The sequence below is a fragment of the Streptomyces sp. NPDC087422 genome, assembly GCF_044744145.1.
GTDB lineage: Bacteria > Actinomycetota > Actinomycetes > Streptomycetales > Streptomycetaceae > Actinacidiphila.
In genome coordinates, this window is the sequence record NZ_JBIUXT010000001.1 from 619,828 (window position 1) to 639,192 (window position 19,365).

35 protein-coding genes, 1 tRNA gene and 1 pseudogene are annotated in these 19,365 nt (G+C 69.6%); 5 read left to right on the forward strand and 32 right to left on the reverse strand.

Going from position 1 to position 19,365, the window contains the following annotated elements; all coding sequences use genetic code 11:
• The first annotated feature begins 244 nt into the window (after window positions 1–244).
• The gene (locus ACIO6U_RS02795; protein WP_401715076.1) at window positions 245–733 is read left to right on the forward strand and encodes a hypothetical protein; all 489 of its coding nucleotides are present in this window, start codon (window positions 245–247) and stop codon (window positions 731–733) included.
• Window positions 730–1,086 (forward strand): hypothetical protein, encoded by a 357-nt coding sequence (locus ACIO6U_RS02800; RefSeq protein ID WP_401715078.1) that lies wholly within the window; start codon window positions 730–732, stop codon window positions 1,084–1,086. The genes ACIO6U_RS02795 and ACIO6U_RS02800 overlap by 4 nt, the downstream gene beginning before the upstream one ends.
• Window positions 1,087–1,143: 57 nt before the next feature.
• On the opposite strand, the gene ACIO6U_RS02805 is transcribed toward ACIO6U_RS02800, so the two are convergent.
• The 5 genes from ACIO6U_RS02805 to ACIO6U_RS02825 all read right to left on the reverse strand — a co-directional run bounded on the left by ACIO6U_RS02805 (window position 1,144) and on the right by ACIO6U_RS02825 (window position 4,058).
• Window positions 1,144–1,680, reverse strand: a complete 537-nt coding sequence (locus ACIO6U_RS02805) for a hypothetical protein (RefSeq protein WP_401715080.1) — start codon at window positions 1,678–1,680, stop codon at window positions 1,144–1,146.
• Window positions 1,677–2,264 (reverse strand): DUF4352 domain-containing protein, encoded by a 588-nt coding sequence (locus ACIO6U_RS02810; RefSeq protein ID WP_401715082.1) that lies wholly within the window; start codon window positions 2,262–2,264, stop codon window positions 1,677–1,679. Before ACIO6U_RS02810 ends, ACIO6U_RS02805 begins: the two co-directional genes overlap by 4 nt.
• A 121-nt stretch (window positions 2,265–2,385) precedes the next feature.
• Entirely contained in the window at window positions 2,386–2,841 is a 456-nt protein-coding gene (locus ACIO6U_RS02815; RefSeq protein WP_401715084.1) for a hypothetical protein, read from the reverse strand.
• A complete protein-coding gene (locus tag ACIO6U_RS02820) occupies window positions 2,838–3,842 on the reverse strand; it encodes a Ku protein (protein ID WP_401715086.1) in 1,005 nt (334 codons plus the stop codon). Before ACIO6U_RS02820 ends, ACIO6U_RS02815 begins: the two co-directional genes overlap by 4 nt.
• A gap of 3 nt (window positions 3,843–3,845) precedes the next feature.
• Window positions 3,846–4,058 (reverse strand): DUF6011 domain-containing protein, encoded by a 213-nt coding sequence (locus ACIO6U_RS02825; RefSeq protein WP_401715088.1) that lies wholly within the window; start codon window positions 4,056–4,058, stop codon window positions 3,846–3,848.
• A 370-nt stretch (window positions 4,059–4,428) separates the two neighbouring features.
• Between ACIO6U_RS02825 and ACIO6U_RS02830 the strand changes: the two genes are divergently transcribed.
• Window positions 4,429–4,590 (forward strand): hypothetical protein, encoded by a 162-nt coding sequence (locus ACIO6U_RS02830; RefSeq protein ID WP_401715090.1) that lies wholly within the window; start codon window positions 4,429–4,431, stop codon window positions 4,588–4,590.
• Between the two features lie 196 nt (window positions 4,591–4,786).
• Here the strand turns inward: ACIO6U_RS02830 and ACIO6U_RS02835 are convergent, their stop codons facing one another.
• From ACIO6U_RS02835 to ACIO6U_RS02920, 18 genes and pseudogenes are all read right to left on the reverse strand, one after another.
• A complete protein-coding gene (locus tag ACIO6U_RS02835; protein ID WP_401715092.1) occupies window positions 4,787–5,695 on the reverse strand; it encodes a hypothetical protein in 909 nt (302 codons plus the stop codon).
• Window positions 5,692–5,841: a hypothetical protein gene (locus tag ACIO6U_RS02840; protein ID WP_401715094.1), complete on the reverse strand. Its 150-nt coding sequence runs from the start codon at window positions 5,839–5,841 to the stop codon at window positions 5,692–5,694. The genes ACIO6U_RS02835 and ACIO6U_RS02840 overlap by 4 nt, the downstream gene beginning before the upstream one ends.
• Window positions 5,842–6,097: 256 nt before the next feature.
• Window positions 6,098–6,409 carry a hypothetical protein gene (locus tag ACIO6U_RS02845; protein ID WP_401715096.1) on the reverse strand — a complete coding sequence of 104 codons (312 nt, stop codon included), beginning with the start codon at window positions 6,407–6,409 and terminating at the stop codon, window positions 6,098–6,100.
• A gap of 65 nt (window positions 6,410–6,474) precedes the next feature.
• Window positions 6,475–6,651 (reverse strand): hypothetical protein, encoded by a 177-nt coding sequence (locus ACIO6U_RS02850; RefSeq protein WP_401715098.1) that lies wholly within the window; start codon window positions 6,649–6,651, stop codon window positions 6,475–6,477.
• Between the two features lie 8 nt (window positions 6,652–6,659).
• A complete protein-coding gene (locus tag ACIO6U_RS02855; RefSeq protein WP_401715100.1) occupies window positions 6,660–7,064 on the reverse strand; it encodes a hypothetical protein in 405 nt (134 codons plus the stop codon).
• 25 nt (window positions 7,065–7,089) lie between these two features.
• Window positions 7,090–7,163: transfer RNA gene (locus ACIO6U_RS02860), tRNA-Leu, on the reverse strand.
• 7 nt (window positions 7,164–7,170) lie between these two features.
• Entirely contained in the window at window positions 7,171–7,629 is a 459-nt protein-coding gene (locus tag ACIO6U_RS02865) for a hypothetical protein (protein ID WP_401715102.1), read from the reverse strand.
• Entirely contained in the window at window positions 7,626–8,177 is a 552-nt protein-coding gene (locus tag ACIO6U_RS02870; RefSeq protein ID WP_401715104.1) for a hypothetical protein, read from the reverse strand. Before ACIO6U_RS02870 ends, ACIO6U_RS02865 begins: the two co-directional genes overlap by 4 nt.
• Window positions 8,174–8,452 (reverse strand): hypothetical protein, encoded by a 279-nt coding sequence (locus tag ACIO6U_RS02875; protein WP_401715106.1) that lies wholly within the window; start codon window positions 8,450–8,452, stop codon window positions 8,174–8,176. The genes ACIO6U_RS02870 and ACIO6U_RS02875 overlap by 4 nt, the downstream gene beginning before the upstream one ends.
• 82 nt (window positions 8,453–8,534) lie before the next feature.
• Complete coding sequence (locus ACIO6U_RS02880; RefSeq protein WP_401715108.1) at window positions 8,535–8,717, reverse strand: hypothetical protein; 183 nt, start codon at window positions 8,715–8,717, stop codon at window positions 8,535–8,537.
• Between the two features lie 79 nt (window positions 8,718–8,796).
• Entirely contained in the window at window positions 8,797–9,033 is a 237-nt protein-coding gene (locus tag ACIO6U_RS02885; RefSeq protein ID WP_401715110.1) for a hypothetical protein, read from the reverse strand.
• Window positions 9,034–9,144: 111 nt separating this feature from the next.
• Window positions 9,145–9,294: a hypothetical protein gene (locus tag ACIO6U_RS02890; protein ID WP_401715878.1), complete on the reverse strand. Its 150-nt coding sequence runs from the start codon at window positions 9,292–9,294 to the stop codon at window positions 9,145–9,147.
• A 660-nt stretch (window positions 9,295–9,954) separates the two neighbouring features.
• A pseudogene (locus tag ACIO6U_RS02895) lies at window positions 9,955–10,467 on the reverse strand (DNA cytosine methyltransferase); the annotation flags it as partial.
• Between the two features lie 31 nt (window positions 10,468–10,498).
• A complete protein-coding gene (locus ACIO6U_RS02900) occupies window positions 10,499–10,807 on the reverse strand; it encodes a DNA translocase FtsK (RefSeq protein ID WP_401715112.1) in 309 nt (102 codons plus the stop codon).
• 22 nt (window positions 10,808–10,829) lie between these two features.
• Window positions 10,830–11,111: a hypothetical protein gene (locus ACIO6U_RS02905; protein ID WP_401715114.1), complete on the reverse strand. Its 282-nt coding sequence runs from the start codon at window positions 11,109–11,111 to the stop codon at window positions 10,830–10,832.
• Window positions 11,108–12,424, reverse strand: a complete 1,317-nt coding sequence (locus tag ACIO6U_RS02910; protein ID WP_401715116.1) for an AAA family ATPase — start codon at window positions 12,422–12,424, stop codon at window positions 11,108–11,110. Before ACIO6U_RS02910 ends, ACIO6U_RS02905 begins: the two co-directional genes overlap by 4 nt.
• The gene (locus ACIO6U_RS02915; RefSeq protein WP_401715118.1) at window positions 12,424–12,666 is read right to left on the reverse strand and encodes a hypothetical protein; all 243 of its coding nucleotides are present in this window, start codon (window positions 12,664–12,666) and stop codon (window positions 12,424–12,426) included. Before ACIO6U_RS02915 ends, ACIO6U_RS02910 begins: the two co-directional genes overlap by 1 nt.
• Window positions 12,663–13,784 carry a hypothetical protein gene (locus tag ACIO6U_RS02920; protein WP_401715120.1) on the reverse strand — a complete coding sequence of 374 codons (1,122 nt, stop codon included), beginning with the start codon at window positions 13,782–13,784 and terminating at the stop codon, window positions 12,663–12,665. The genes ACIO6U_RS02915 and ACIO6U_RS02920 overlap by 4 nt, the downstream gene beginning before the upstream one ends.
• Before the next feature lie 179 nt (window positions 13,785–13,963).
• On the opposite strand from ACIO6U_RS02920, the gene ACIO6U_RS02925 reads away from it, so the two are divergent.
• Together ACIO6U_RS02925 and ACIO6U_RS02930 are read left to right on the forward strand one after the other, a co-directional pair.
• Complete coding sequence (locus ACIO6U_RS02925) at window positions 13,964–14,236, forward strand: hypothetical protein (RefSeq protein ID WP_401715122.1); 273 nt, start codon at window positions 13,964–13,966, stop codon at window positions 14,234–14,236.
• A gap of 15 nt (window positions 14,237–14,251) precedes the next feature.
• Window positions 14,252–14,725: a hypothetical protein gene (locus ACIO6U_RS02930; protein ID WP_401715124.1), complete on the forward strand. Its 474-nt coding sequence runs from the start codon at window positions 14,252–14,254 to the stop codon at window positions 14,723–14,725.
• A 62-nt stretch (window positions 14,726–14,787) separates the two neighbouring features.
• Here the strand turns inward: ACIO6U_RS02930 and ACIO6U_RS02935 are convergent, their stop codons facing one another.
• The 9 genes from ACIO6U_RS02935 to ACIO6U_RS02975 form a co-directional block, all read right to left on the reverse strand.
• Entirely contained in the window at window positions 14,788–14,979 is a 192-nt protein-coding gene (locus ACIO6U_RS02935; protein ID WP_401715126.1) for a hypothetical protein, read from the reverse strand.
• The gene (locus ACIO6U_RS02940; RefSeq protein WP_401715128.1) at window positions 14,976–15,755 is read right to left on the reverse strand and encodes a hypothetical protein; all 780 of its coding nucleotides are present in this window, start codon (window positions 15,753–15,755) and stop codon (window positions 14,976–14,978) included. The genes ACIO6U_RS02935 and ACIO6U_RS02940 overlap by 4 nt, the downstream gene beginning before the upstream one ends.
• Window positions 15,752–16,063, reverse strand: coding sequence for a hypothetical protein (locus ACIO6U_RS02945; RefSeq protein WP_401715130.1), 312 nt, complete (start codon window positions 16,061–16,063; stop codon window positions 15,752–15,754). Before ACIO6U_RS02945 ends, ACIO6U_RS02940 begins: the two co-directional genes overlap by 4 nt.
• Window positions 16,064–16,160: 97 nt before the next feature.
• A complete protein-coding gene (locus ACIO6U_RS02950; protein WP_401715132.1) occupies window positions 16,161–16,505 on the reverse strand; it encodes a hypothetical protein in 345 nt (114 codons plus the stop codon).
• Entirely contained in the window at window positions 16,502–17,662 is a 1,161-nt protein-coding gene (locus tag ACIO6U_RS02955; RefSeq protein WP_401715134.1) for a hypothetical protein, read from the reverse strand. Before ACIO6U_RS02955 ends, ACIO6U_RS02950 begins: the two co-directional genes overlap by 4 nt.
• Window positions 17,662–18,096, reverse strand: a complete 435-nt coding sequence (locus ACIO6U_RS02960; protein ID WP_401715136.1) for a hypothetical protein — start codon at window positions 18,094–18,096, stop codon at window positions 17,662–17,664. The genes ACIO6U_RS02955 and ACIO6U_RS02960 overlap by 1 nt, the downstream gene beginning before the upstream one ends.
• The gene (locus ACIO6U_RS02965) at window positions 18,096–18,344 is read right to left on the reverse strand and encodes a hypothetical protein (protein WP_401715138.1); all 249 of its coding nucleotides are present in this window, start codon (window positions 18,342–18,344) and stop codon (window positions 18,096–18,098) included. The genes ACIO6U_RS02960 and ACIO6U_RS02965 overlap by 1 nt, the downstream gene beginning before the upstream one ends.
• A complete protein-coding gene (locus tag ACIO6U_RS02970) occupies window positions 18,344–18,634 on the reverse strand; it encodes a hypothetical protein (protein WP_401715140.1) in 291 nt (96 codons plus the stop codon). Before ACIO6U_RS02970 ends, ACIO6U_RS02965 begins: the two co-directional genes overlap by 1 nt.
• 62 nt (window positions 18,635–18,696) lie before the next feature.
• A complete protein-coding gene (locus tag ACIO6U_RS02975; protein WP_401715142.1) occupies window positions 18,697–19,344 on the reverse strand; it encodes a hypothetical protein in 648 nt (215 codons plus the stop codon).
• Window positions 19,345–19,365: the final 21 nt, after the last annotated feature.

Below are 19,365 nucleotides of genomic sequence, written 5' to 3' on the forward strand. Positions count from 1 at the left end.
TCGGCTGCAATGAGTGCAAGGCGGGCACCGGGTGTGTGCTACGTCCTCTGCCGACGCGCAAGGCGTCGCCAGCAACGCCACCCGCAGAAGCGGCGGCGAGGGCACCCCGGTCACTTGCTGCCGTTCGCTCGTTTGGACGCTTTGTCCATCATGGGTGGCAGCATCACGCTGTGACCTGCTGGTTTATTCGGGGCAGGCAGTTATGGCGTGGACAGAGAGCAACTTTTGAAGTAGCTTCAAAGTCATGACGACTCAAGCAGTCGAAGCGAACTTCTCGGAGCTGATCAACAAACCGAAGGACACCGTCGCCCGCATGCAGGGCAGCCTCCGTAAAGGCATGCGCCTGCACCGCAGGGACGACGAAGACCTCTACCTGACCACTGCGGCCCGAGCCGAAGAAGTCACACAGGTCGTCGACTCGACCACCCGGATGTTCGTTGCACTCCTCAAGGAAGACCCCGCCGCGGCAGACCTGCTCACACGGGTCTTCCCTGAAGCATTCCCCTGGGTGCGGTTCCTGCCCCCCATGGATGTCCGGCGCTTCCTTGTGGACTTCATTGAGACCGCTCGCGCCTCGGCCGATCTGGGAACCGTCAGTCCGATTGCCCAGCTCATCACTGAGTGGCGACACACCGCTGAGATCTACGCGGACCCCGATCTGTACAAGGCGCTGACCGCCGAAGGCGACGAGGACTTCGGTGATGTCCCCGAGCCGAAGGCGACCGACGAGTGAGCTTAGGCAAGGGCGACCCTGTTCCGCTGCCACCGGACAAGGGCGAGTACCACATCAAATTCGGCACCAGGGCTGCCGCCGAGGGATGGCAGCAGCTCAGCGCCCAGGCCACCGGCAACACTCGGGATGCCTGGTTCCTGATGCGCACACAACCGGCACCGACGGTACCGAATCCACGGCACCACCAGCTGCGAGGTGATCTCGCCTACGGCAAGCGGGGCGGCGAGTTCTGCCCGCAGTGGCAGCTAGAGGTGACCGGTGGCGGCCGCGTCTGGTACCTGTTCGATGAAAAGCGCCAGACCTGCTGGGTCGTTTACGCCGGGACTGGGCACCCGAGCGCGACCGACAAGTAGCCCAGCCGCCCCGCCACCAAACTGGTGGCGGGGCGTCGTCATGCCGGGATGCACGGGTTAGCCGACGCCAGCATTCATCTCATCCGTCGGCATGACGAACCCCAGGAGAGTCGACCCCATGACAACCTTCATGGCGTCTCCGGAGCACGGCGAGTCGCCGACGTCCGCATTCGGGTCTCCGGCGCATCCGGCTTTGTCGAAGGCGTCTGCGGCCCTGACGTACTGGTTGATGTTGGCGAGCGTCTTGGCGTACTCGTCGGAGGCGCCGGCGTTGTTGATGTCTTTGACGATGCCTCCGTAGGCGTTGATGGCGTCGGTCATGGCATTGACGCAGCCGGTGCTGCCAGAGTCCTGGCAGGCGATGACGCCGGGCCCATCGCTGAGGGTCTTCAGTTTCGGCGCCCACTTCGTGGAGAGCTTCACGGTGACTGCGGGCGCTGTTGTGGCCGACTCCGTGGTCGGCGTGACTGTCGCAGCGGTTGCGGTGCCGCTCGGGTCCGCCTTGGCGTCGTCGCTGGCACGTCCGCCGCAGCCCGCGAGGGTGAGTGCTGCGGTGGCCAAGGCTGCAACCAAGGCCACGTTCTGGCGGGTCACCGGATGTTCCATTGGCCGGCTTCGTCGGCGAATCCCGAGTTCATGGCGAACTGCACGGTGCTGATCTTCGAGGTCTTGGGGACTTCGAAGGCGATGTAGCCGAGGGCTTTGTCGCCGGTGCGGAGCTTCAGGGTGCTGGCCATGGCCGGTCCGGCGGACACGTCCTGGAATGTGGTGTCGAAGCGCTGGCCTTCGCTGTCGGAGACTTGCATGCCGTTGGAGGGGCTGTCGTCGTAGACGGCGGTGCCGGTGTTGGTGATGCGGATCTGTGCGGCGACGAAGCGTTTACCGGCGTCGGGTTCGCTGAATTCGTCGCCGCCCTTGGCGGGGTCGACCCATTTGAGGAGGGTCACGGCGACTTTGGATCCGTGGTCGAAGCCGTGGAGGGTGATGGTGTCGCCGATGTGGGCGGGCGCCTGCTTGGTGGCGGCGGGTTTGTCGGCCGGCTTCTTGGCTGAGGCACTGGTGGTGGTGGCGGGTTTGTCGGCGCTGGTTTTGACGGTGCTGTCGCTGCTGCCGCATGCGGTGAGTGTGAGCAGGAGTCCGGCGGCGAGCATGGTGAGGCTGGCTGTGCGGGTGTTCATGTTCCCCCCTGGTGCGGTTGTGGGGGGAGCTTGGCAGGCCGGGGGGCTGGCTCGGGTGGGTGTGACGCAGTCGTGACCGTTGATCACTGATGACCGTTTCTGATCATCCCGGTCGCGTTTGTCACGACACTGCAACTTGCCCGGTTACCTGCTGGTACGCCTGCGATGCTCCCCGCCTCAACCGCACCGCCTTGGGGGGCACCATGTCGCAGCAGCAGCCAAGCCAGCAGTGGGGCACGCCACCACCCGGAGGGCCAACACCGCGCCGGCACATGTCGAAGCGGAAGCGAATCGCCCTGTGGTCGACAACCGGGGCGGTCGGGTTCCTGGTGCTGATGTTCATCATCGGCACAGTCGGCGGCCCCGCGAAGAAGAACACCAGCGCCGAGGCGACGCCGAGCCCGTCGGTGAGCAGCAGTCCGGGCCCTGTCGCGACCGTAGCTCCCGCGACCACTGCGGCGCCGACCCCGACCACTGCGGCCCCGGCAAAGACCGCCGTGGCGACGACGAAGGCACCACCACCGCCCAAGCCGAAGCCGATCCGGACCGGGTGCGGGCCGATCCGCGACGTGATCATCTGGATGCGCGTTCCGGCTTCTTCCTGGTGGCCTTCTTGGCGGCCGTCTTCTTCGCCGCCTTCTTACGGGCGGCGGTCTTCTTCGGGCTTGCCTTCCGCTCCCCCATGTGGTGAACATCCGCGTCCTCCCCGCGATCCGTCCTGGCCTTGTCCGCAGCCGCCTTCAGTGCGGCCATGAGGTCGACGGGGCCTTCCGGGTCGGAGCGGCGCTTGGGTTCCTTCTTCGGCAGATCCGCGTGCTCGGTCTTCGCCGTGACCAGGTCCGCAACAGCCGCTGCGTACTCGTCATGGAACTGGCCCATGTCGGTGTCACCGAGCGCCGTGACGTAGTCGAGGGCCGCCTGAAGTTCGTCGTCCGACAAGTCCACCTCACCGCGGGGCGCGGCGTCGCCGGCGGTACGGATTTCGTCGGGCCAGCGGAGGCGTTGCAGGACGAGGACGTCGCCTGCGGCGTAGACGACGCCGAGGTTTTCGCCGCCGCGGATCGCGTATTTTCCGACTGCGGCTTTGCCGGAGCGGGCGAGGGCTTCCCGCATGAGGACGTAGGGCTTCTTCCCGGCGGCGTTGCTGGGGGTGAGGAAGTACGGCTTGTCGAACATCTCGCCCGGCACGCTCGCGAGGTCGAGGAACCCGGAGACCTCGATGGTCTTGGCCGTCGGCAGCGGCAACTCGTCGAGTTCGGCGTCCGTGATGGGGACGAGGGTGCCGTCGGCGGCTTCGTAGGCGCGTCCGATGTCGCCCTGCTCCAGGGTTTCGCCGTCGAGCTCACAGGTCTTCCGGTACTTCACCGGGCCCATGTCTGCGGTGTGGACCTGCCGGAACGCGATTTTGTGGGATGAGGAGGCGCTGACGAGCTGCACGGGTATCGCGACCAGTGCAAACGTCAACGTCCCGGACCAGATCGGCGACGGCATACGCGCTCCCTCAGCTCGCCCCCACGGCCAGGCTAAGGCGGGAACCGGAAAGGTGCAGGTCGGGGTGGTGCAGGTGAGGAGGACCACCGCTCATCCTTCGGGCAGCGTGTCCTGCTCGATCTGGAACCGTCCGGGGCCGCGCACGGTCCGCTCGCCGAGCTTGCGGCGGCAGTCGTCGCCCATGCCCCGTCGTCGCGACACGGCGTCCTTCAGCGGGTGACCGCAGAGCCCGCAGCGGACGACGCGCAGCCCCGCCGCCACGGTCTCGGGGAGGCCGGGCAACGGGGCCGGGGCGGGGGTCATGTGGACAGTGTGTCGCTACCGGCGGCGGCGCGCCCAGTAGAGCCTGAGCAGTGCGGTGCTGGCCGCGCATACAGCGGCAAGTGCGTTCAGGGCGGCGGTCAGATGATCGAGCATCCGGGTCTCCAGTCGTATGCGGCATGACGAAAGGCCCCGCCGGTGAACTGCGGGGCCTTGGCTTACGACGTAGTTCTGGGGTTTGAGCGGGGAAATGTTTGGGTCGGATTTGCGATTTCCCGACTTGTTACAGGAATCCAGCGGCTGGGTCGGTCAGTCCGCGCGCACCATCTGCATCGAGATCAACGCCGAACCCGCCGACTCCCCTGACATTTGATGCCGTGACTTGTACCCCCGACCTGGCGTTATCGAGTCCGTGAGCGATGAACTTGATGCGACCGGCAACGGCGTGAAGAACGGCGTGCGCTTCCGGGGCGGTCTGCCTGACGACGATGTGGTCCACGAGGCTTTCGCCGCCCGTCCCCTTCCGTCGCCGGAAGAGGCAGGACCCGTGCACGCCGACTCCCCCACCCCCTGACGTCACCGCCCGGCCGCCCGGTCGTGGCAAGGACATGCGCACGCCGCGCCACAGAATTTGCACTGTGCTGGCTTCTTCGCCCCGGCCTGCCCAGTCTTGCCCTGGCAGTAGGCGTGCTCACCGTGCAGGCAGCCAGTGGACAGGTAGGCGTGGGGGGCGCCCGGCTGCTCGCTTCGGGGTGTGGGTGTCGGGCCGGTCACGATCCGCTCCCCTCAGGCCGGTCGGCGGGCGGGGCGAGGAGCGTGCGGAGGTCGTTGAGGTCTGCGCGGACCGTCTTGGCCCATGGGTCGCGGTCCGTCTCGTCGAGGACGTCCTGGAACCCGGCGGCATGGGCGGTGAGACGGCGGGCCACTTCCCGGACGCGGGCGAGCGCGGCCTCGGCGGCTGTGATGCGCGTGGCGTACTCGCCGAGCAGGGGCGCGCGCCGGGTGATCTCAGCGGACAGCACACGGGCGCGTTGGCGGGCGCTGCGCCACGCTTCCCGGTTGCGACGGGCGTCGTCACGAGCGGTGGCGATGTCCTCGCCGTATGCCTTGATCCACAGGGCATCTCCGGCTCGGGCGGCGTCCCGATCGGCTTCGGCCTTCTCGGCGCGTTCTTCGGCGGCCCGGCAGGCGTCGAGGAGCCGGGCGTGCTCCCCGCAGGTGGTCTCCCAGGTGATGCGGTTGCGGTAGTCGGCCAGCTCGTCCAGGTGCGGCTGCACGACGGCGAGGACGGCGTCGGCGAGCGCATCGAGGTCGCCTCGGCAGAGCGCGCAGTTGTGGAGGTAGGTGTGGCCGGGGCGTCCAGGTGCGGTGTGGTGGTCGAACCGTTCGTGGCCGGGGCGGTAAGTGCTGCCCTTGGTCGGCGTGGTCCGGAGGGCGTCTGCGATCTGGTCGCGGAGCGTGCCAGCAGGCGTGGCGGGGGACCTGTGCTCCTCGACCTCGAAGCTGCACAAGTTGTGGCCAGCCTCTTTCTGGCACTGGCGGCCGTACCCGTCGAACTCGCTGTTGGGGCACTGCTCGGGTGGCCTGTTGGCGTTCATGAAGCAGGTGTCGGGGTCCACGCCTTCGCAGTTCGGGCAGACGTGCGGGCCGTCGTCGGGGGTGGGGGTGTGGTCGGTCACGGGCGGGGCTCCTCGGCGGTGCAGGGGCAGTTGGTGGCCTTGGTGAGGCAGCAGGCGCAATACCAGTGCCACGACTCGGGGCAGTCCTCGAACGCCTTCCGCAACCCCTCCCAGAAGAAATCGATGCCGCAGCCGTCACAGCTCATGAGGTCGGAAGGACAGGACACGCCGCCCTTGCGCGGCATCCACGCGTGAGCGAGAGACGGGCAGGCAGGGTCGTGGTCGCGGACTGCATCACGTTGGCCGGTGAATCGGCCGCCACCGTCCGGATTGTCGAGCCACACCAGGAGGTAACTGGGCGGGACGGGTTCGGGGGTGCGACCGCTGCCACCGTCGGCCCGGACGGCACGATCCCGGACGGCTGTTGCGATACGGGCACGGAGCCCACGGGCCGGTGTGGTGTCAGGCATGGGGCTGCTCCCCGGCGGCGGCAGGGGTGGTGGGGGCCAGCTCGTAGCGCATCGCGAAGTCGGTGGCCTCGACGATCCCCCAGCGTTCACCGTCGACGCAGACGACCCAGTCGCCAGGCTGGGCCAGCGGACCGGTGTCGCCATCGCCGAGCCGCAGCGTCGTTGTCGGGCCGGCGCCGGACGGGTGGCGGAACGGGATGCCGTAGCCCATGAGGGTGCCGACAACAGCGCCAACGGCGGTCAGGTCGCCGGGGATCCACTGCCAGGCTTCGACGTCAACAGGCTTGGGGCGGAAGTGCGGCACGTGCTGCTCCTTGGGTGGTGGGGTGGGGCCGCCCCCGCGGGCTACGGGGACGGCAGGGCGGCGGGTCAGGGACGGCCGTGGGCTGGGCAGTAGTCCCGGCCGTCGCGGGTACGGGTCCAGCCCTCGCGGGCCAGGTGCGCGTGCAGCTCGGAACCGTCGGAGGTCGGCAGCGGGCAGCCGTGCTCGTGATCGCACTGGCCAGCGCCCGGCTCGCGGTGGTCGCAGCGGATGAGGTGGACCACGGCGGCGTTCACTGTCCGCCCCCGAGGATCGCGTCGGCCAGCGCCAGGGCGGCCGGGTCCGTGGTGGAGCCCCTGCGGACGGCCTCGGCAGCGGAGTCGAGGAGGTCGGCGATCAGGAGCCCGACCGGGGGGTGCAGGGTCGCGGCGTAGACGGCGTGCTGGGTGTGCATGTAGGCCGGGCGCACGGGGGAGCCGCCGCGCAGGAGGAGCGGCCAGGTGATCAGGCGACCGTCGTCTCGGGTGATGTGGTCGCCGTAGAGGTAGCTGCCACTGCCGGGGTTATCGGGCAGGCGCTGCTCGGTGGTCCAGTGGGCGGTGGGTTCGCCGTTGGGGGCGGTGCTGGCGGCCCGCGCGAGCGTGCGGAGGTGGGTGGCGGCGGCCGTGAGGCGCGCGGCCGGGTCGGTGGTGGTCATGAGACTCCTTGGTGTGTGGTGGTCGTGCCCGGGGCGGGATTCGAACCCGCAGGTGGGACCGTGTTTAAGACGGTTGCGTCGCCGTTGCGCCACCCGGGCGGGGCGGTCAGGCGCCCCGGCGGGCGTTCATGCGGCTGCGGGTGAGGTGATCGGTGAAATACGCCTCGGCGAGGCGGCGGGGGCCGCGCTGGTTTGCGGGGAGCTTCAGCCGGGTGCGGGCGCGCAGCGCCATCGAGACGCTGTGACCGATGCGGGAGGCGATCTCGACGTCGTTGAGTCCGCAGGCATGCAGGCGACGGACCGCTTCGTCGCGTTCGCCGACGGTGGTGTGCTCGGGTGCGTCGCCGTCCACGATGCGCTGGACGGCGGCCTCGTCGATGTCTGTGCGGGACACGCCGTAGGGGGTGTGCAGGACCGTGGCGCGCTCTGGGTCGCCGGTGCGCCACGCCCGCTGGTAGCAGGCGTTGCAGTAGCCCTTGCAGCGCCGGGGCCGGGGACACCACGCGTTGGCGCAGGTGGGCGTCGGCCCTTGCGGCGGCTGGGCCGTGGTAGCGCTGGTGGTCATGCGGTGATCGCCTCCGGCGTGCTGCCGTTCTCGGGTGCGGCTGCCGAGGACTGCTGCTCGCGGTCCTGCTCGATGCGCGCGGCCAGGTCCCGGAGCTGTGCGGCGACTTCGGCAGGGTCGTCGCCGGTCTCCAGGCGACCGGCTGCCATTGCGGCGAGGCCGGTGAGCGCGGTGATGGCGCGGTGGTCGGCGGTCCGGCGGCGGTCGCGGTGCTGCTTGTCGGACATCGCGGCGCGGGTGAGGTGCTCCTCGTGGGCGCGGTCGCGGAGGAGTCCGGCGCGGGACAGGAGCAGCACGACCCCGGTGCCGTAGTCGTCTGCGTGCACGAACACCCAGCGGCGCTCGTGCACCGCGTGAATGGCGGCCTGCTCGGCGGGGGTGCGCGGATCTTCTTCGCGCAGGATGGCGAGGGCCTCACGGCGCGGCTCGCACGGGTACTCGGTGCAGCGGGCTGCGGGGCCGTTGTGGGTCTCCCTGGTGTACGGGGCGATGTGGGTGGCGGCCGTGTTGCGCGCGGCCGGGGACGGAACCGGGTTCTGCTGGCTCATCGGCTGGTCTCCTGGTTGGCGGGGGTGCCGTCGGCGTGCTGGACGAGCCGGTAGCCGGTCTTGCGGGTGGGCGACGCGTGCAGGTGTCGGGTGGGGATGGTGCGTGGGCGCAGCTCCCGCCCGTCGGGGGCGATCGTGATGACGGCGACGTTCGGAACGCCCCAGCGACCGGTGGGGGTTGGTGTGCCCTTGATGCGGATGCGGGTGATGACTCCGTGGCCTGGGTCGTAGGACTCGTACTCCTGGCCGGGCTCGATGGTGGTGGGGTGGGTCATGGTCGTGGGTCTCCGTGGTGTCGTGGCGGGGCTGTGCGGGCGGCTGGCGGGCGATCGGGGGTTCGGTCGGGTGGTGTTCGGGTCAGGTGAGGTCGAGGGCGAGCTGTTCGTACGTCGCGGGTTCGTCGTCGGTGTACGTCCGGCCGCGCATGAGTTCAGCGACCATGTCCGGGCTGTTCCGGCAGTGTTCGAGGAAGGCGCGGTGCCCGGTTCGGGTGGTGAAGTCCCAAGGCGGCCCGGTGGCGGTGGGCGTGGTGGTGGTCATGGCGGTCTCCGTTTCGGCGGGGTGCAGTTCGGGCGGGACGGGCCGTGTGCCCGCGTGCGGGCCTAACTCGGGTGCGGGCCTAGCGAGGGGCGTCCGCCGCCCCAGAGGCCGGGAGAGACGGCCCCACGGCCCGCGATGGGGTCACGGTGTCCGGCGCGCCCACCTCCCGCCGCAACACGGTGAGGTCGGCGCGCGCCCGCTCCAGGGCGGCGACCCCGGCCCGCAGCAACTCGCCCTCCTCCGCCGACAACCGGCGCGCCGCACGGTCCACCACCACCCGCAGCTGCTCAGGCGACGGGGCAACGGTCTTCGACATCAGCACTCCTTCAGTTACAGGTCAGGAACACGACGCCCGCCGCCACGGCAATGCCCGCGGCAACCACCAGCAGCGGAAAGGGGGCCCACCCGGCGTGGCGCTGGCGGGCGCTCACGCGGCATCAGCGGCGGTGGCCCGGGCCAGCAGGATCCGGATAGCGGCGGCGGCCTGCTGGGGCACGACCCCGTTGCCGAGTGCCTTGAGCTGCCGGGTGCGGGACAGGCCGGGGACGCCAGTGACGTGGCCGGCGGGCAGGCCCATCAGCCACTCGACGAAGGCGGGGCTCAGTCGGTTTCGAGCGTCAACTGCCGCGGGAGCGGGTCGCCCGAGGACGTGTTCCCAGTGTCGGATGGCGGGTTCGTAGTTCCCCCACGCCAGGACGCCGGCGCTTCGCACAAGGTCGTCAGTTCCCGGGGCAGGACGCCCTGCATCAGCTCGACCGCCTGATCCAGGCTCGGCGAGGAGCTGGACTGGAGAATCGCCGAGCGGCCCGTGCGCGTCGCCGCGACCCGGGGCGTCGGAAGGAGCTGCACCACCGCTGACGGCAACGCGAGGTCGCCCTTGCTGCCCCGCTGGTTCGGGCCGCCCTTCTCGCCGTCCGAGGCGCGCGACGTCGGCAGGAGCGCGCCCTTCAGCGTCGGATTGCCCCGGCTGTACGTCGCGCTCTCGCGCTCCGCGTCCGCCGCGACCGGCGTCGGCAACAAGGTGGCCCGCAGTGATTTCCCGCCCTGCTTGCCCGATGCGTGCTGTCCGCCCGTTGCCTCCGAGGTCGTTGGTGTCGGCAGCAATTGCACGGATTCCGGCAGGCCGTCGCCCGCCCAGGTGCGCCCCTTCGCGTCCCGTGCTCTCGGCGTAGGCAGGCCAGGCGAGGACGAAAACCCGGCTCCGCTGGTGTGGTGCGCCGACGTCGGACGCTCGAACGACTGTCCATTCCGCATTGAACCTGAGGTCGGCCAGGTCTCCGAGTACGGCGCCGAGAGCGCGAAGAACCCATCCTGCGGGGGCGTTCTCATCCAGATCTTCAGCGTCGGGTCCCAGTCCGCGATCGGCTTTTGAGGAGAGGAGTCCTCGGACATTTTCGATCACCACCAGTCGGGGGCGTAGGTAACGGATTGCACGGACGACCTCGCGCCAGAGGCCGGAGCGGGTGCCCTCGGTGAGGCCGGCGCGCAGGCCGGCCACGCTCACGTCCTGGCAGGGGAACCCGGCAGTGAGGATGTCCACGGGTTCAACGGCCGACCAATCCACGGCTGTGATGTCGCCGAGGTTCGGGGTGCGCGGCCAGCGGTGGGCGAGGACCGCGGACGCGCCGGGGTCAATGTCGGCGTGCCAGGCGGTGGCACCGCCGAAGGCGGCCTGCGCGGCCATGTCGAGGCCGCCGTATCCGGTGCACAGGGAGCCGATGCGCAGGTCGGAATCGGTCATGTCGGGCATGCGGCTTGTGCCTTTCAGGCGGCGGGCGGGATTAGCGCCTGCGGTCGCAGGCGTCGTGGTTGCGGCAGGCGGTGCGGTTGCCGGTGACCCAGTCGGGTTCGCGGACGTAGAAGCCGCGGGTGCCAACACGTCCGCAGCGGTGGCAAGCGCGGACGCGAACCTCCCGGGCCCGGGACCCGTGGGCGGGGCCGACGATCCCCCGCACCTCCATCTGGTCAAGGAAAACCGCGGCCGCCGCGAACGGGATCTTCATCTGCCGGGCGAGGAAGCTGGCCGAACCGAGCCGGGCATCAGCCACGAGACGGATCGCCACGTCCAGGTCCGGGTCATCGGTGATCAAGTCAGGCATTGGGGCCTCCGGGTTAGGCGGCGGGCGGGGCGGGGCGTGGCGGCTGGGTGGCCGTGCGGATGGTGATCTGGGCGACCAGATCCTCAAGGCCGACCGGATCAGCCGGCGGCAGGGGCGGTTGCGGGCCGGCCTGCACGCCCCACGAGCACGTCCAGGTGTGGCCGCAGCCGGGACACCGGTAGGCGGCTATGAGGCCACCGTCGCCGTCCGGGACGGCCATGGCGGGGCGGGCCACGATCCGGCGGCGAGGACTCAGGCATGCGTCGCACGTGTCGGTGTAGGGGGTGATGGTCACCAGATCGCTCCTGTCGGGGAGTAGCCCGTGATCGGGTCGGTGTCGATGGGCGTGTAGGAGGTCCAGGGCCAGTGGTCGCCCTGCTTGAGGTACTGGGGCCATTCGCGTTCGTCGCGCAGCCCGCGCCAGGGAAGGAAGCGGCGACCGCGGCAGCCGTCGGCGTTCGACGCAGACTTCTCGTCTTCGACGGGGCGCAGGCCGAAGCCGAACTCGGGCCAGCGCATCCACAGGCTGGAGCCGAGAGGGCGCAGGTTGCGGTGAGCGCTCTGCCCGTTGTGGTGGGGTGCGTGCGCTTCCATGAGGACCGCACACCCGGAGGTGGCGCGCGCCTCGTCGATGACCGCGGACACTTTGCGTGCAAGCTCTTCGGAGTTGGGGTCGCCAGCGTGCAGCCGGTACACGGGTCCGATGATCAGCAGGTCGGGCTGGAGCTTCTCGACGCGGCGCATCAGCCATGCCCGGTCCGCGGGCCGGGTCAGATCCAGGCCTTCTGGGCGGCACTCGATGTGGAACATGCCGCGCTGTAGCGGCCGGTCGACCTTGGCGGCGGCGTCGAGGAGAGGCCGGAACTTCCGGCGGGATACCGGCGCCCCGTTCTCGCAGTCCAGGACGAGGACCCGCTTCGGCTCGGCGTACTCCCAGGTGCGGAACGGGTGCAGGCCGGCCGCAGTCGTAACGGCGACCTGCCGCAGCCAGGTGGACTTTCCGCCGCCCTCGGTAGCGGTGAGGATCATGCGGTCGCCGTACTCCAGGAGCCCGGGAATCAGCCAGTTGTACGTGTCCTCAACGGCGACGAAGTCGAGGAGGTCCATGGTCGGCAGGTCGGCGTTGGCTTGACCGCGGTCGCGGATCTCGCGGGCCCTTGCGACGGCAGCTTCGACGAGGCCGAACGTGTCGCCGCTCGTGAGGAGCGCGGTGCGGGCGGTTTCTTCGCCGTGCTCAAGCAGCGAACGGCGCAGCGCCCGGTCGACGATGATCTCGGCGTACTCGGTGGCGAACGCGGAGTGCGTGCCGTTCCCGGAGAGCTCGAAGATGTACCGCTGGCCGCCGACCAGGTCGAGTTCGCCGTCGTCAGCGAGGCGCTTCGTCAGGGTGATCGGGTCAACCGGCTGCCCGGTGGCGGACATTGCGGCCATCGTGGCGAGGATCGTGGCGTTCGGGCGGTTCCAGAAGTCTTCGCCCTGGACGGTGTCCAGTGCCATGGCGAGTGCGTTCGGGCTGTGCATGCATGCGCTCAGCAGTGCCCGCTCTGCGGCCACGTCGTGGGGCGGCATCCGGTCCGGCACCTGGGTGTCGTCCTCGTCGTAGGGCATCAGAAGACGCCCTTCTCGGCGTTGGTCTCGTAGCCGGGGCGGGGCTTGACGCGCTGCACGATGTCCGCGGGCATGACGCGCCGGGTCTGCTCGCGGTAGTGATCGCGGAGTGCGGCCACGGCGGGCTCAAGCAGGATGTCGTGGAGGACCATCTGCCAGGCCTGTACGTCTGCGTCGCCAATGGTGCGCTGGTCGACGCCGGCTGCAATGGCCAGCAGCTGGGCGGCCTCGGAGCGGGTCACGCTGACTCCTGCGGTTGGGGGTGGGTGGTCTCAAGGGCGGCGCGTTCTTCTTCAGCGCGGTACTTCGCGGCAAGGGCGAGGCCGGCTGCGACACGGTCGTCGGTGGTGGAGCGGCGCTGTGGGGCGTCCTGGAGCCGGACGACATTGCCGTGTTGCTGGCGTTCGTCGGCCCACTTGTTGGCGCGGCGGATCCACTTCTGCCATTCGGCGTACCAGTTGGGGCGGCGGGAGCCGTTGCCGCGGAAGTGGTCGATGAACTGGGCGGTCTCGTAGTCGATGTCGACCTTGGGGAAGGCGTCGCGGGCCCAGCGGCGCATGCCGTCGTTGAGGGCGAAGCCGTCGATGTCGATCGGTGCGTCGGAGGTGGGGCGGTCGTCAGACCGCTCGGTGGCGGGGTCGCTACTACCTGAGGTCTCTCCACCTACCTCAACCAACGACAGGGGGTCGGGGGAAGGGGAAGGGGCAGGGGCAGGGGTAAGGGCAGGGGCCGCGCGCATGTGTGTGCCCGCGCGCCCGCGCGTAGAGCCTTTCGGACCCCCTTCCGCAGGGGTATCGGAGGGGGTTTCCGAAGGGGGTTCCGAGGGGGCTGTCGAACCCCCTTCGGTGGGGTCGGGGGTGGGGTTTCCGAAGGCCCTGCGGAGGGTTTCGATATGCCCCTCGATCTGACTGCGGATCGACGGGCCTTCACCGCGGGCGGTCTTCGTCGGCTCGGCGCTCAGCTCGTCGAGCGGCACCCGGCCCATCTCGTCCAGCAGCGCCCGGCGCAGCGCCGGGGAGGAGATCTCCAGGGCGCCGGACACCATGGCGCCCATCACCTTGGGCATGCGCCATACGCCGTCGTTGCGGACGAACGATCGGATCAGCAGTTCCTCGGTGCCTTCGTCTACGACGACGAATCGGGCCTTCGCCAGTTCGGCGATGCGCTCTTCCAGTTCGGCCACTGTCAGCCCGCTGGCTTTGCGCGCCCACCGCCGCAACGTGAGGTCGAGCAGGCCGGCGTGGTTGAGGTTGGGCTGGCTGATCAGGAACAGGTAGAGGCGCTGCCCCCTCTCGTCGAGTGCGAGGAAGTCGGCGTCCTCCCAGATGCTGGTGAGGATGCGGCCGTGGCCACGAGCCATGTCGGTCTTCTTTCCGGAAGTGCTGTTCAGGGGCGGGCGGGCAGGTGGAACCAGACCTCTTAAGGAGGTCCCTTCGTGCACTGGCGCTTTCCCTGATAGCCAACATACACTTGCACTCGTGCTTGTTGGCTATCGATCCGCAACCAGTTGTGGCCACACCCCTGTGGGAACATGGGGGCATGCCAGAGGAGGAAGTCGTGACCCGCCTGAAGAAGGCCGCTGCCGCCAAGAAGCGCGCGGAGAAGTCCGCGGACAACGCCCACCAGGCATTCGAGGTGAGCGTCGCCGACGCCCTGCGCGGGGGCCTGAAGCCCGCTCACGTAGCTGAGCTGACCGGCTACAGCTACGAGACGATCCGGCGTATCGCCCGCGCTCACCATGTCGAGCCGCTCCGCGAACCCACCGTCACCAGCAGGAAGAAGTCCCAGCCCGGGGGCGATTCCCCGGCCTGACTGAGGAGATCGCTCGTGGCAGACATCGAGAACCAGCCGACCGCCGTATACCGCCTCTATGAGACCGGTGGTCGGCTTCTGTACGTCGGCATGACCAACAATCCGGACGTTCGATTCAAGTGGCACTCCCGCATGCACTGGTGGCATCGCGTCGCCAGGAAGGACGTTGAGTGGCACTCGGACCGCACCGCCGCCCGGCACCACGAAGCGGCGGCCATCAAGTCCGAAGAACCGATACTCAACGCCATGCACGCCGCTGCTGGCGTGGATGATGTGCCGCTTCGGGACGCGCGACCAAAGCTTTCGCAGATCGTCGACCAGGTGCGCGTGCAGCACGTGTCTCGCTGGCTCACTCGTTTCGGCGAGCGGACGGTGGCCGTAGTCCACCCTGAATTCCACGACGCCGCTGTTGCTAACGAGCGCATCGTCAATGCCCTCCGCGAGGTCAACCCAGCTCTGTACGAGCAGCTCGCCAACTCCGACGCCTGAACTGCCCGCTCCCCCCCGCCCCGTTGCTTCTGCCGCGGGGCGTTGTTGTGTCGGCGGCGGGTTCACAGGTCGGCTCCGATGCGCCGGAGTGCGGCGCGCGCGTTGGCGATGGAGCGGTGGCTGCGTGTGGGTGTGGCGGGGATGGTGATGGTCCGGCCGTCGCGGGTGATGCGGTAGTGGCCTGCGCCGCCGATGCGGACTTGGAAGCCTTGGCGGCGGACCCGGCGCAGGAGCGTCTGGATGTCTTTGTTCATGCGGCGGCCTGCGCGGACTGGGCAGCGTGGCGGAGGCCCTTTTCGACGTAGTCGCGGGAGATCCCGAGCCGGTGGGCGATCTGGTCGATGCAGAGCCCCGCCTGCTTGAGCCAGGTGGCGTCTTCGCCGACCTGGTCGATGCGCAGTTGCTTCGCGCCGGGGTCGAAATCGGGGTCGTCGATGCGGTCGACGTCGTCCCAGTAGCCGCGGTCGAGCCACTGGTTGTGGGCGGCCATGCGCGTGGCGAGCAGCACGCCGTGGGCGGTGACGCCGTGGTCGAGGGGGTTCTTGCCGCGGAGGTGCTCGTAGGCGTCGGCGACTCGTCCGGCGGTGGCAGCGGTGACGCGGTCGAGGGTGAGGATGCAGGAGACGTAGGCGCGGTGGGTGCGGATGAACGGCGCGAGGTGGACCTGCGGCCAGCCTTCTACGGTGAGCGCCTGGATACGGCGGTGGGTGCCGGTGGCGGGGATGGTGACGCCGCTTGCCCGGCTGGCGTTGACGGTGAGGAGCTTCCGGGCGTTGTCGGGGCTGACGCGGGCGGCGAGTTGGCCCTGCCGGCCGTAGAGGAGGTAGGTGACGGTGGTGCGGGGGACGCCTGCGAGGTCGGCGTAGCGGCGCCAGCCGATGCCGGTGGTGGCCATGACGGTTCGGACGTGGTTGCGGACGGGTTCGGCGTCGGTGAAGGGCTGCCAGCGGCCGTAGCCTTTCTGGCGGCGGACCCAGCGTTGGTAGGCGGGGGCGTCGATGCTGGGCAGTGGCCTGGTGGCGGTGGTCACGTGGTTTCCTCCTGCCGGTCTTTGTGCTGCTGCTGGTGTCCGTGGTCTGCGTGTTGGTGGACGGCGGCGTGGAGCTGTTCCCAGTCGCCGTGGTCTGCGAGGTGGGGGTGGGCCCAGGCGGGTGCGGGCCTGGGTGCGGCGTTGTGTGCGCGCTGGATGGCGTCGTGCCTGAGCCGTGTTCGGCGGTCGTTCCACCAGGTGCCGCCGAGGATGGCGGCGAGGGTCATGGAGCCGATGACGGCGATGTCGAGGCCGTGCGCACCGAAGGTGACGGCCCACGACAGGAGCGTCCAGTTGTCGGGTTTCACGTCCGCTTCCTGTTCCTGTGGTCGAGACCGGCGGTGACGGTCGCGGCAAGGACGAGGAGCACGGCGAGGAATCCGGTGCCGATGAGGACGGGGGCGTTCATGCGACCGCCTGCTTGCGGGCTGCGCGTGTCCCCCGCCAGGTGCGGACGCCGGAGTGGCGGGTGGTGGGCCGGTCGGAGGCGGCCCACCCGGCTGTGCGGATCCAGCCCTCAGCGGCGAGGAGGTTCATCAACCTGCCCCATTGGTGCGCGGCGTCGGGGGGTTCGGGGAGGTTCGCGGCGTGGGCGATCTCGTACGTCGTGAACGGGCGTCCGGTTGCGGCGGCGGCCTCGAACGCGGGGCGGACGGCACCCAGCCACGTCTCGTAGTCCGCCGCGCGCTGGACGGCGGACGGGGTGGGCGGCTCCGGCATGCCGGGCAACGGGGTCGGGGCGGTGGTCACAGCGCACCGCCTTCGAGCGCAGCGCGGCCAACGCCTTCGAGCTCCAGGCGGATCTGGATGCCCTGGAAGGCCCGGAGCTGCTCGTCGGTCTCGACGGCGAGACGGATGAGCTCGGGCAGGGCGTGCGGGTGGATCTCCCAGGCGGTGCCGGTGAACCAGAACATGCGCCTCGCGTACTGGGCTTTGGGGCCGCCGCTCTGCTTCATGACGCCCGCGGAACGCAGCTTGCGGCGCCACTGCTCCTCACCCCACGGCACGCCGTACCGTTGCTGGGCTATGGCCGCGGCTTCGGCCCACGTCCAGGTGAGGGGGTCGCCGACCGCGCGGCGAGAGAGGGCGTCGGCCTCGATGGCGCGCACGGCCGCCTCGCTGTCGAGGAGGTAGCGGCGAACCTCGCGTGCCACCTCGGAGTCGCGGAGGAGCATGGCGACGTTCAGGAGGGTCCGGCGGTTGAAGAGGGCCAACGACCGAGCCCGGGAGCGGATCCCACTGACCTCCTTGAAGGAGGTCAGTTCCGAACCGGAGATCACCTGGTATCCATTGCGGTCGAGTTCCTCGCGGTTGTCGAGGGCCAGGGACTCGATCGCCTTGATGCCGACATCGAAGAAGGCTGCGACGCCCTCGGTGGTGACGTGCAGGTCGTCGGGCAGGAACGGGATGGTCCGCACCTTGTCCAGGACGTCGACTCGGTTGCCGTACTGCTCGCGGGCGATGCGGGATTGAGTGAGGATCAGTTCGTGCAGGGTGACCGGCGTGGTCATGGCGTCTCCCTCGGGCTGGTAGGGCCGGGTCTGGCGGCAGCGACCGCACCGGCCGTGGGTCGGCTGCTGCGGCTGCGGCTCCGGCTGTGCGACCGGTCCGGTCTTGACCGGTCCGATGCTGGCGATGGCGGCGATGAGGCGGGCGAACGCGGCCAGTTGGCCGACCTGGTCGGCGGCGTGCCCGATGCGGGACCGGCACCAGGTCAAGCCCTCGGGCGGGTCGACGGGCAGCGGGTCGATGACGACCGGCGGCGAGTGGGTGTGGCCCCAGCCCGCGGCCCCGCATAGGGCCTGCTTGCCCGCGAACTTCCCGTCCTCGCGCATCACGTGCAGGCGGCGTACCTGCCTGGCTCGGCGGCCAGTCGCCTCGTGGTAACCGCGGTAGAAAGCGCGCATCATGCCACCGCCTCGATCTGCTGCTGCACGGAGGCGAGGACATCCGCGGCCGGGGCCCAGAACTGCTGCTGGCCCTTCGCGGGGACGGGTGAGGGAAGCGGCGTCACGTTGGCGATGTCCCAGTGGAAGACCTGCCGGTGGCCCCAGTCGGCGCACCGCTCGTCGCATCCGTCGCCTGCCATGTGGCAGCCGGTGAAGGTGACGCGGGCGAGGATCGCGCCGAGTTGGTCCGCGCGATCGCCGTACAGAGTGGGGATCGCCCAGGCGTCGGGAAGGATCGGGTGCCGCTCGGGCGCTGCTGCGGAGTGCAGCAGCACAGGCACGCCGACATACCGGGCGGGCAGCGGCCACGACCTGTTCTCGATCCGCTTCGGCATCGGCGACGACTGCACGATCGCGTCGGCGTAGGGCTGTCGAATGGTGATGGCGCGCATCAGAACGGCACCTCCGCGTTGAGCGGCTGGTCGAGCGGCGTCCGGGTGTCGGCGTGGAACCGGTAGCAGTTGAGAACAGCGTCGAGCGCGTACCAGTCGGGGTCGGGGCCGTACTGGTCGCAGTGCTCGTCCCGCTGCCCCTTCAGCCACGTCTCGACGGCGTCACCACGGGCGGGCAGCGGGGTCAGGTCGTAGCCGGGGCCGGAGTGGGTCAGGGCCGCGAGGGCGCGGCGCAGGGAGGCGCGCATCAGGCACCGCCGGTCAGGTCGGTGTTGAGCCCGTCCTCATCGCCGTTGGTGAGCGAGTTCGACAGCCAGTCGGCCAGCGCGTCGGCAGCTTCCTCTCCGACGTGGAGTGCGACCCACTGGACTGTCGCGGCGAGGTTGTACGCGTAGGACGACCCGATGACCGACGTGATGCGCAGCGAGTGGTTCGGGTTGAGTTCCTTCTGGCCCGCCGGGGTGAAGTAAGCGGTGCTGTTCTCCAGCAGTTCACGACGGAGGCGGTCGCGGTCGTCGTGGTACGTGAGCGGCTTCATCTGTGGTCTCCTCTCTGGGAGACCGCGCCCGCTCCCCGGGCGCGGTCTGCGTTCGGGGTGGGCTAGAACGGGGGTTCATTCGGCACGGGACCGAAGGTGAGGTCGGTGATGCGCTTCCTGATGGAGTCGTCGACGCCGACGCCGACGCGCTTCAACTCAAAGGCGATGCCGCGAGCCCAGGTGTGGACCGAGCCCTCCCCCTTGCCGTCGTCGAGGAGCATTTCGGCGACATGCCCCGCGATGATCCGGCGGACCGGCTCGGGAACGTCAGCGGTGACATCCGGCGTGGGCGCCCAGGGGTCGTTGGACGGTTCGGCGGACGCCGGGGTCTTCCACGCGGATCGCGAGTCCCATCCGTCGTCGGAGAGGCGGGTTTCGATGAGGTCGTCCATGTTGGCGTCGGCCTCATCGAGCGCCTGCGCAAGACTGCGGGCAGCTCCCCATCGGTGGGCGTCCCGGCTGGTGAGTGCCTTCGAGATGTGCGTGGAGACCAGCTCGCGCATCGCGTACTCACGGCGTCGCAGCAGCGCGAGGGCGTCCCGCATGTCGGCGTGACTGGCCGCCTGTTCGTCGTTGTGGGCAAGAGCGGCGTACCCCTGGCCGATCAAGGCGGAGACTTCCGCGATCCGCATGTCCGGGGGGTTCTCGTTGTTGTGGCGGGCGGCGGTGGCGAGGTGCTTTTCGGCTTCGGCGCGGTGGTCTGTGGTCATGAGTCGTGGTCTCCTGAGTGG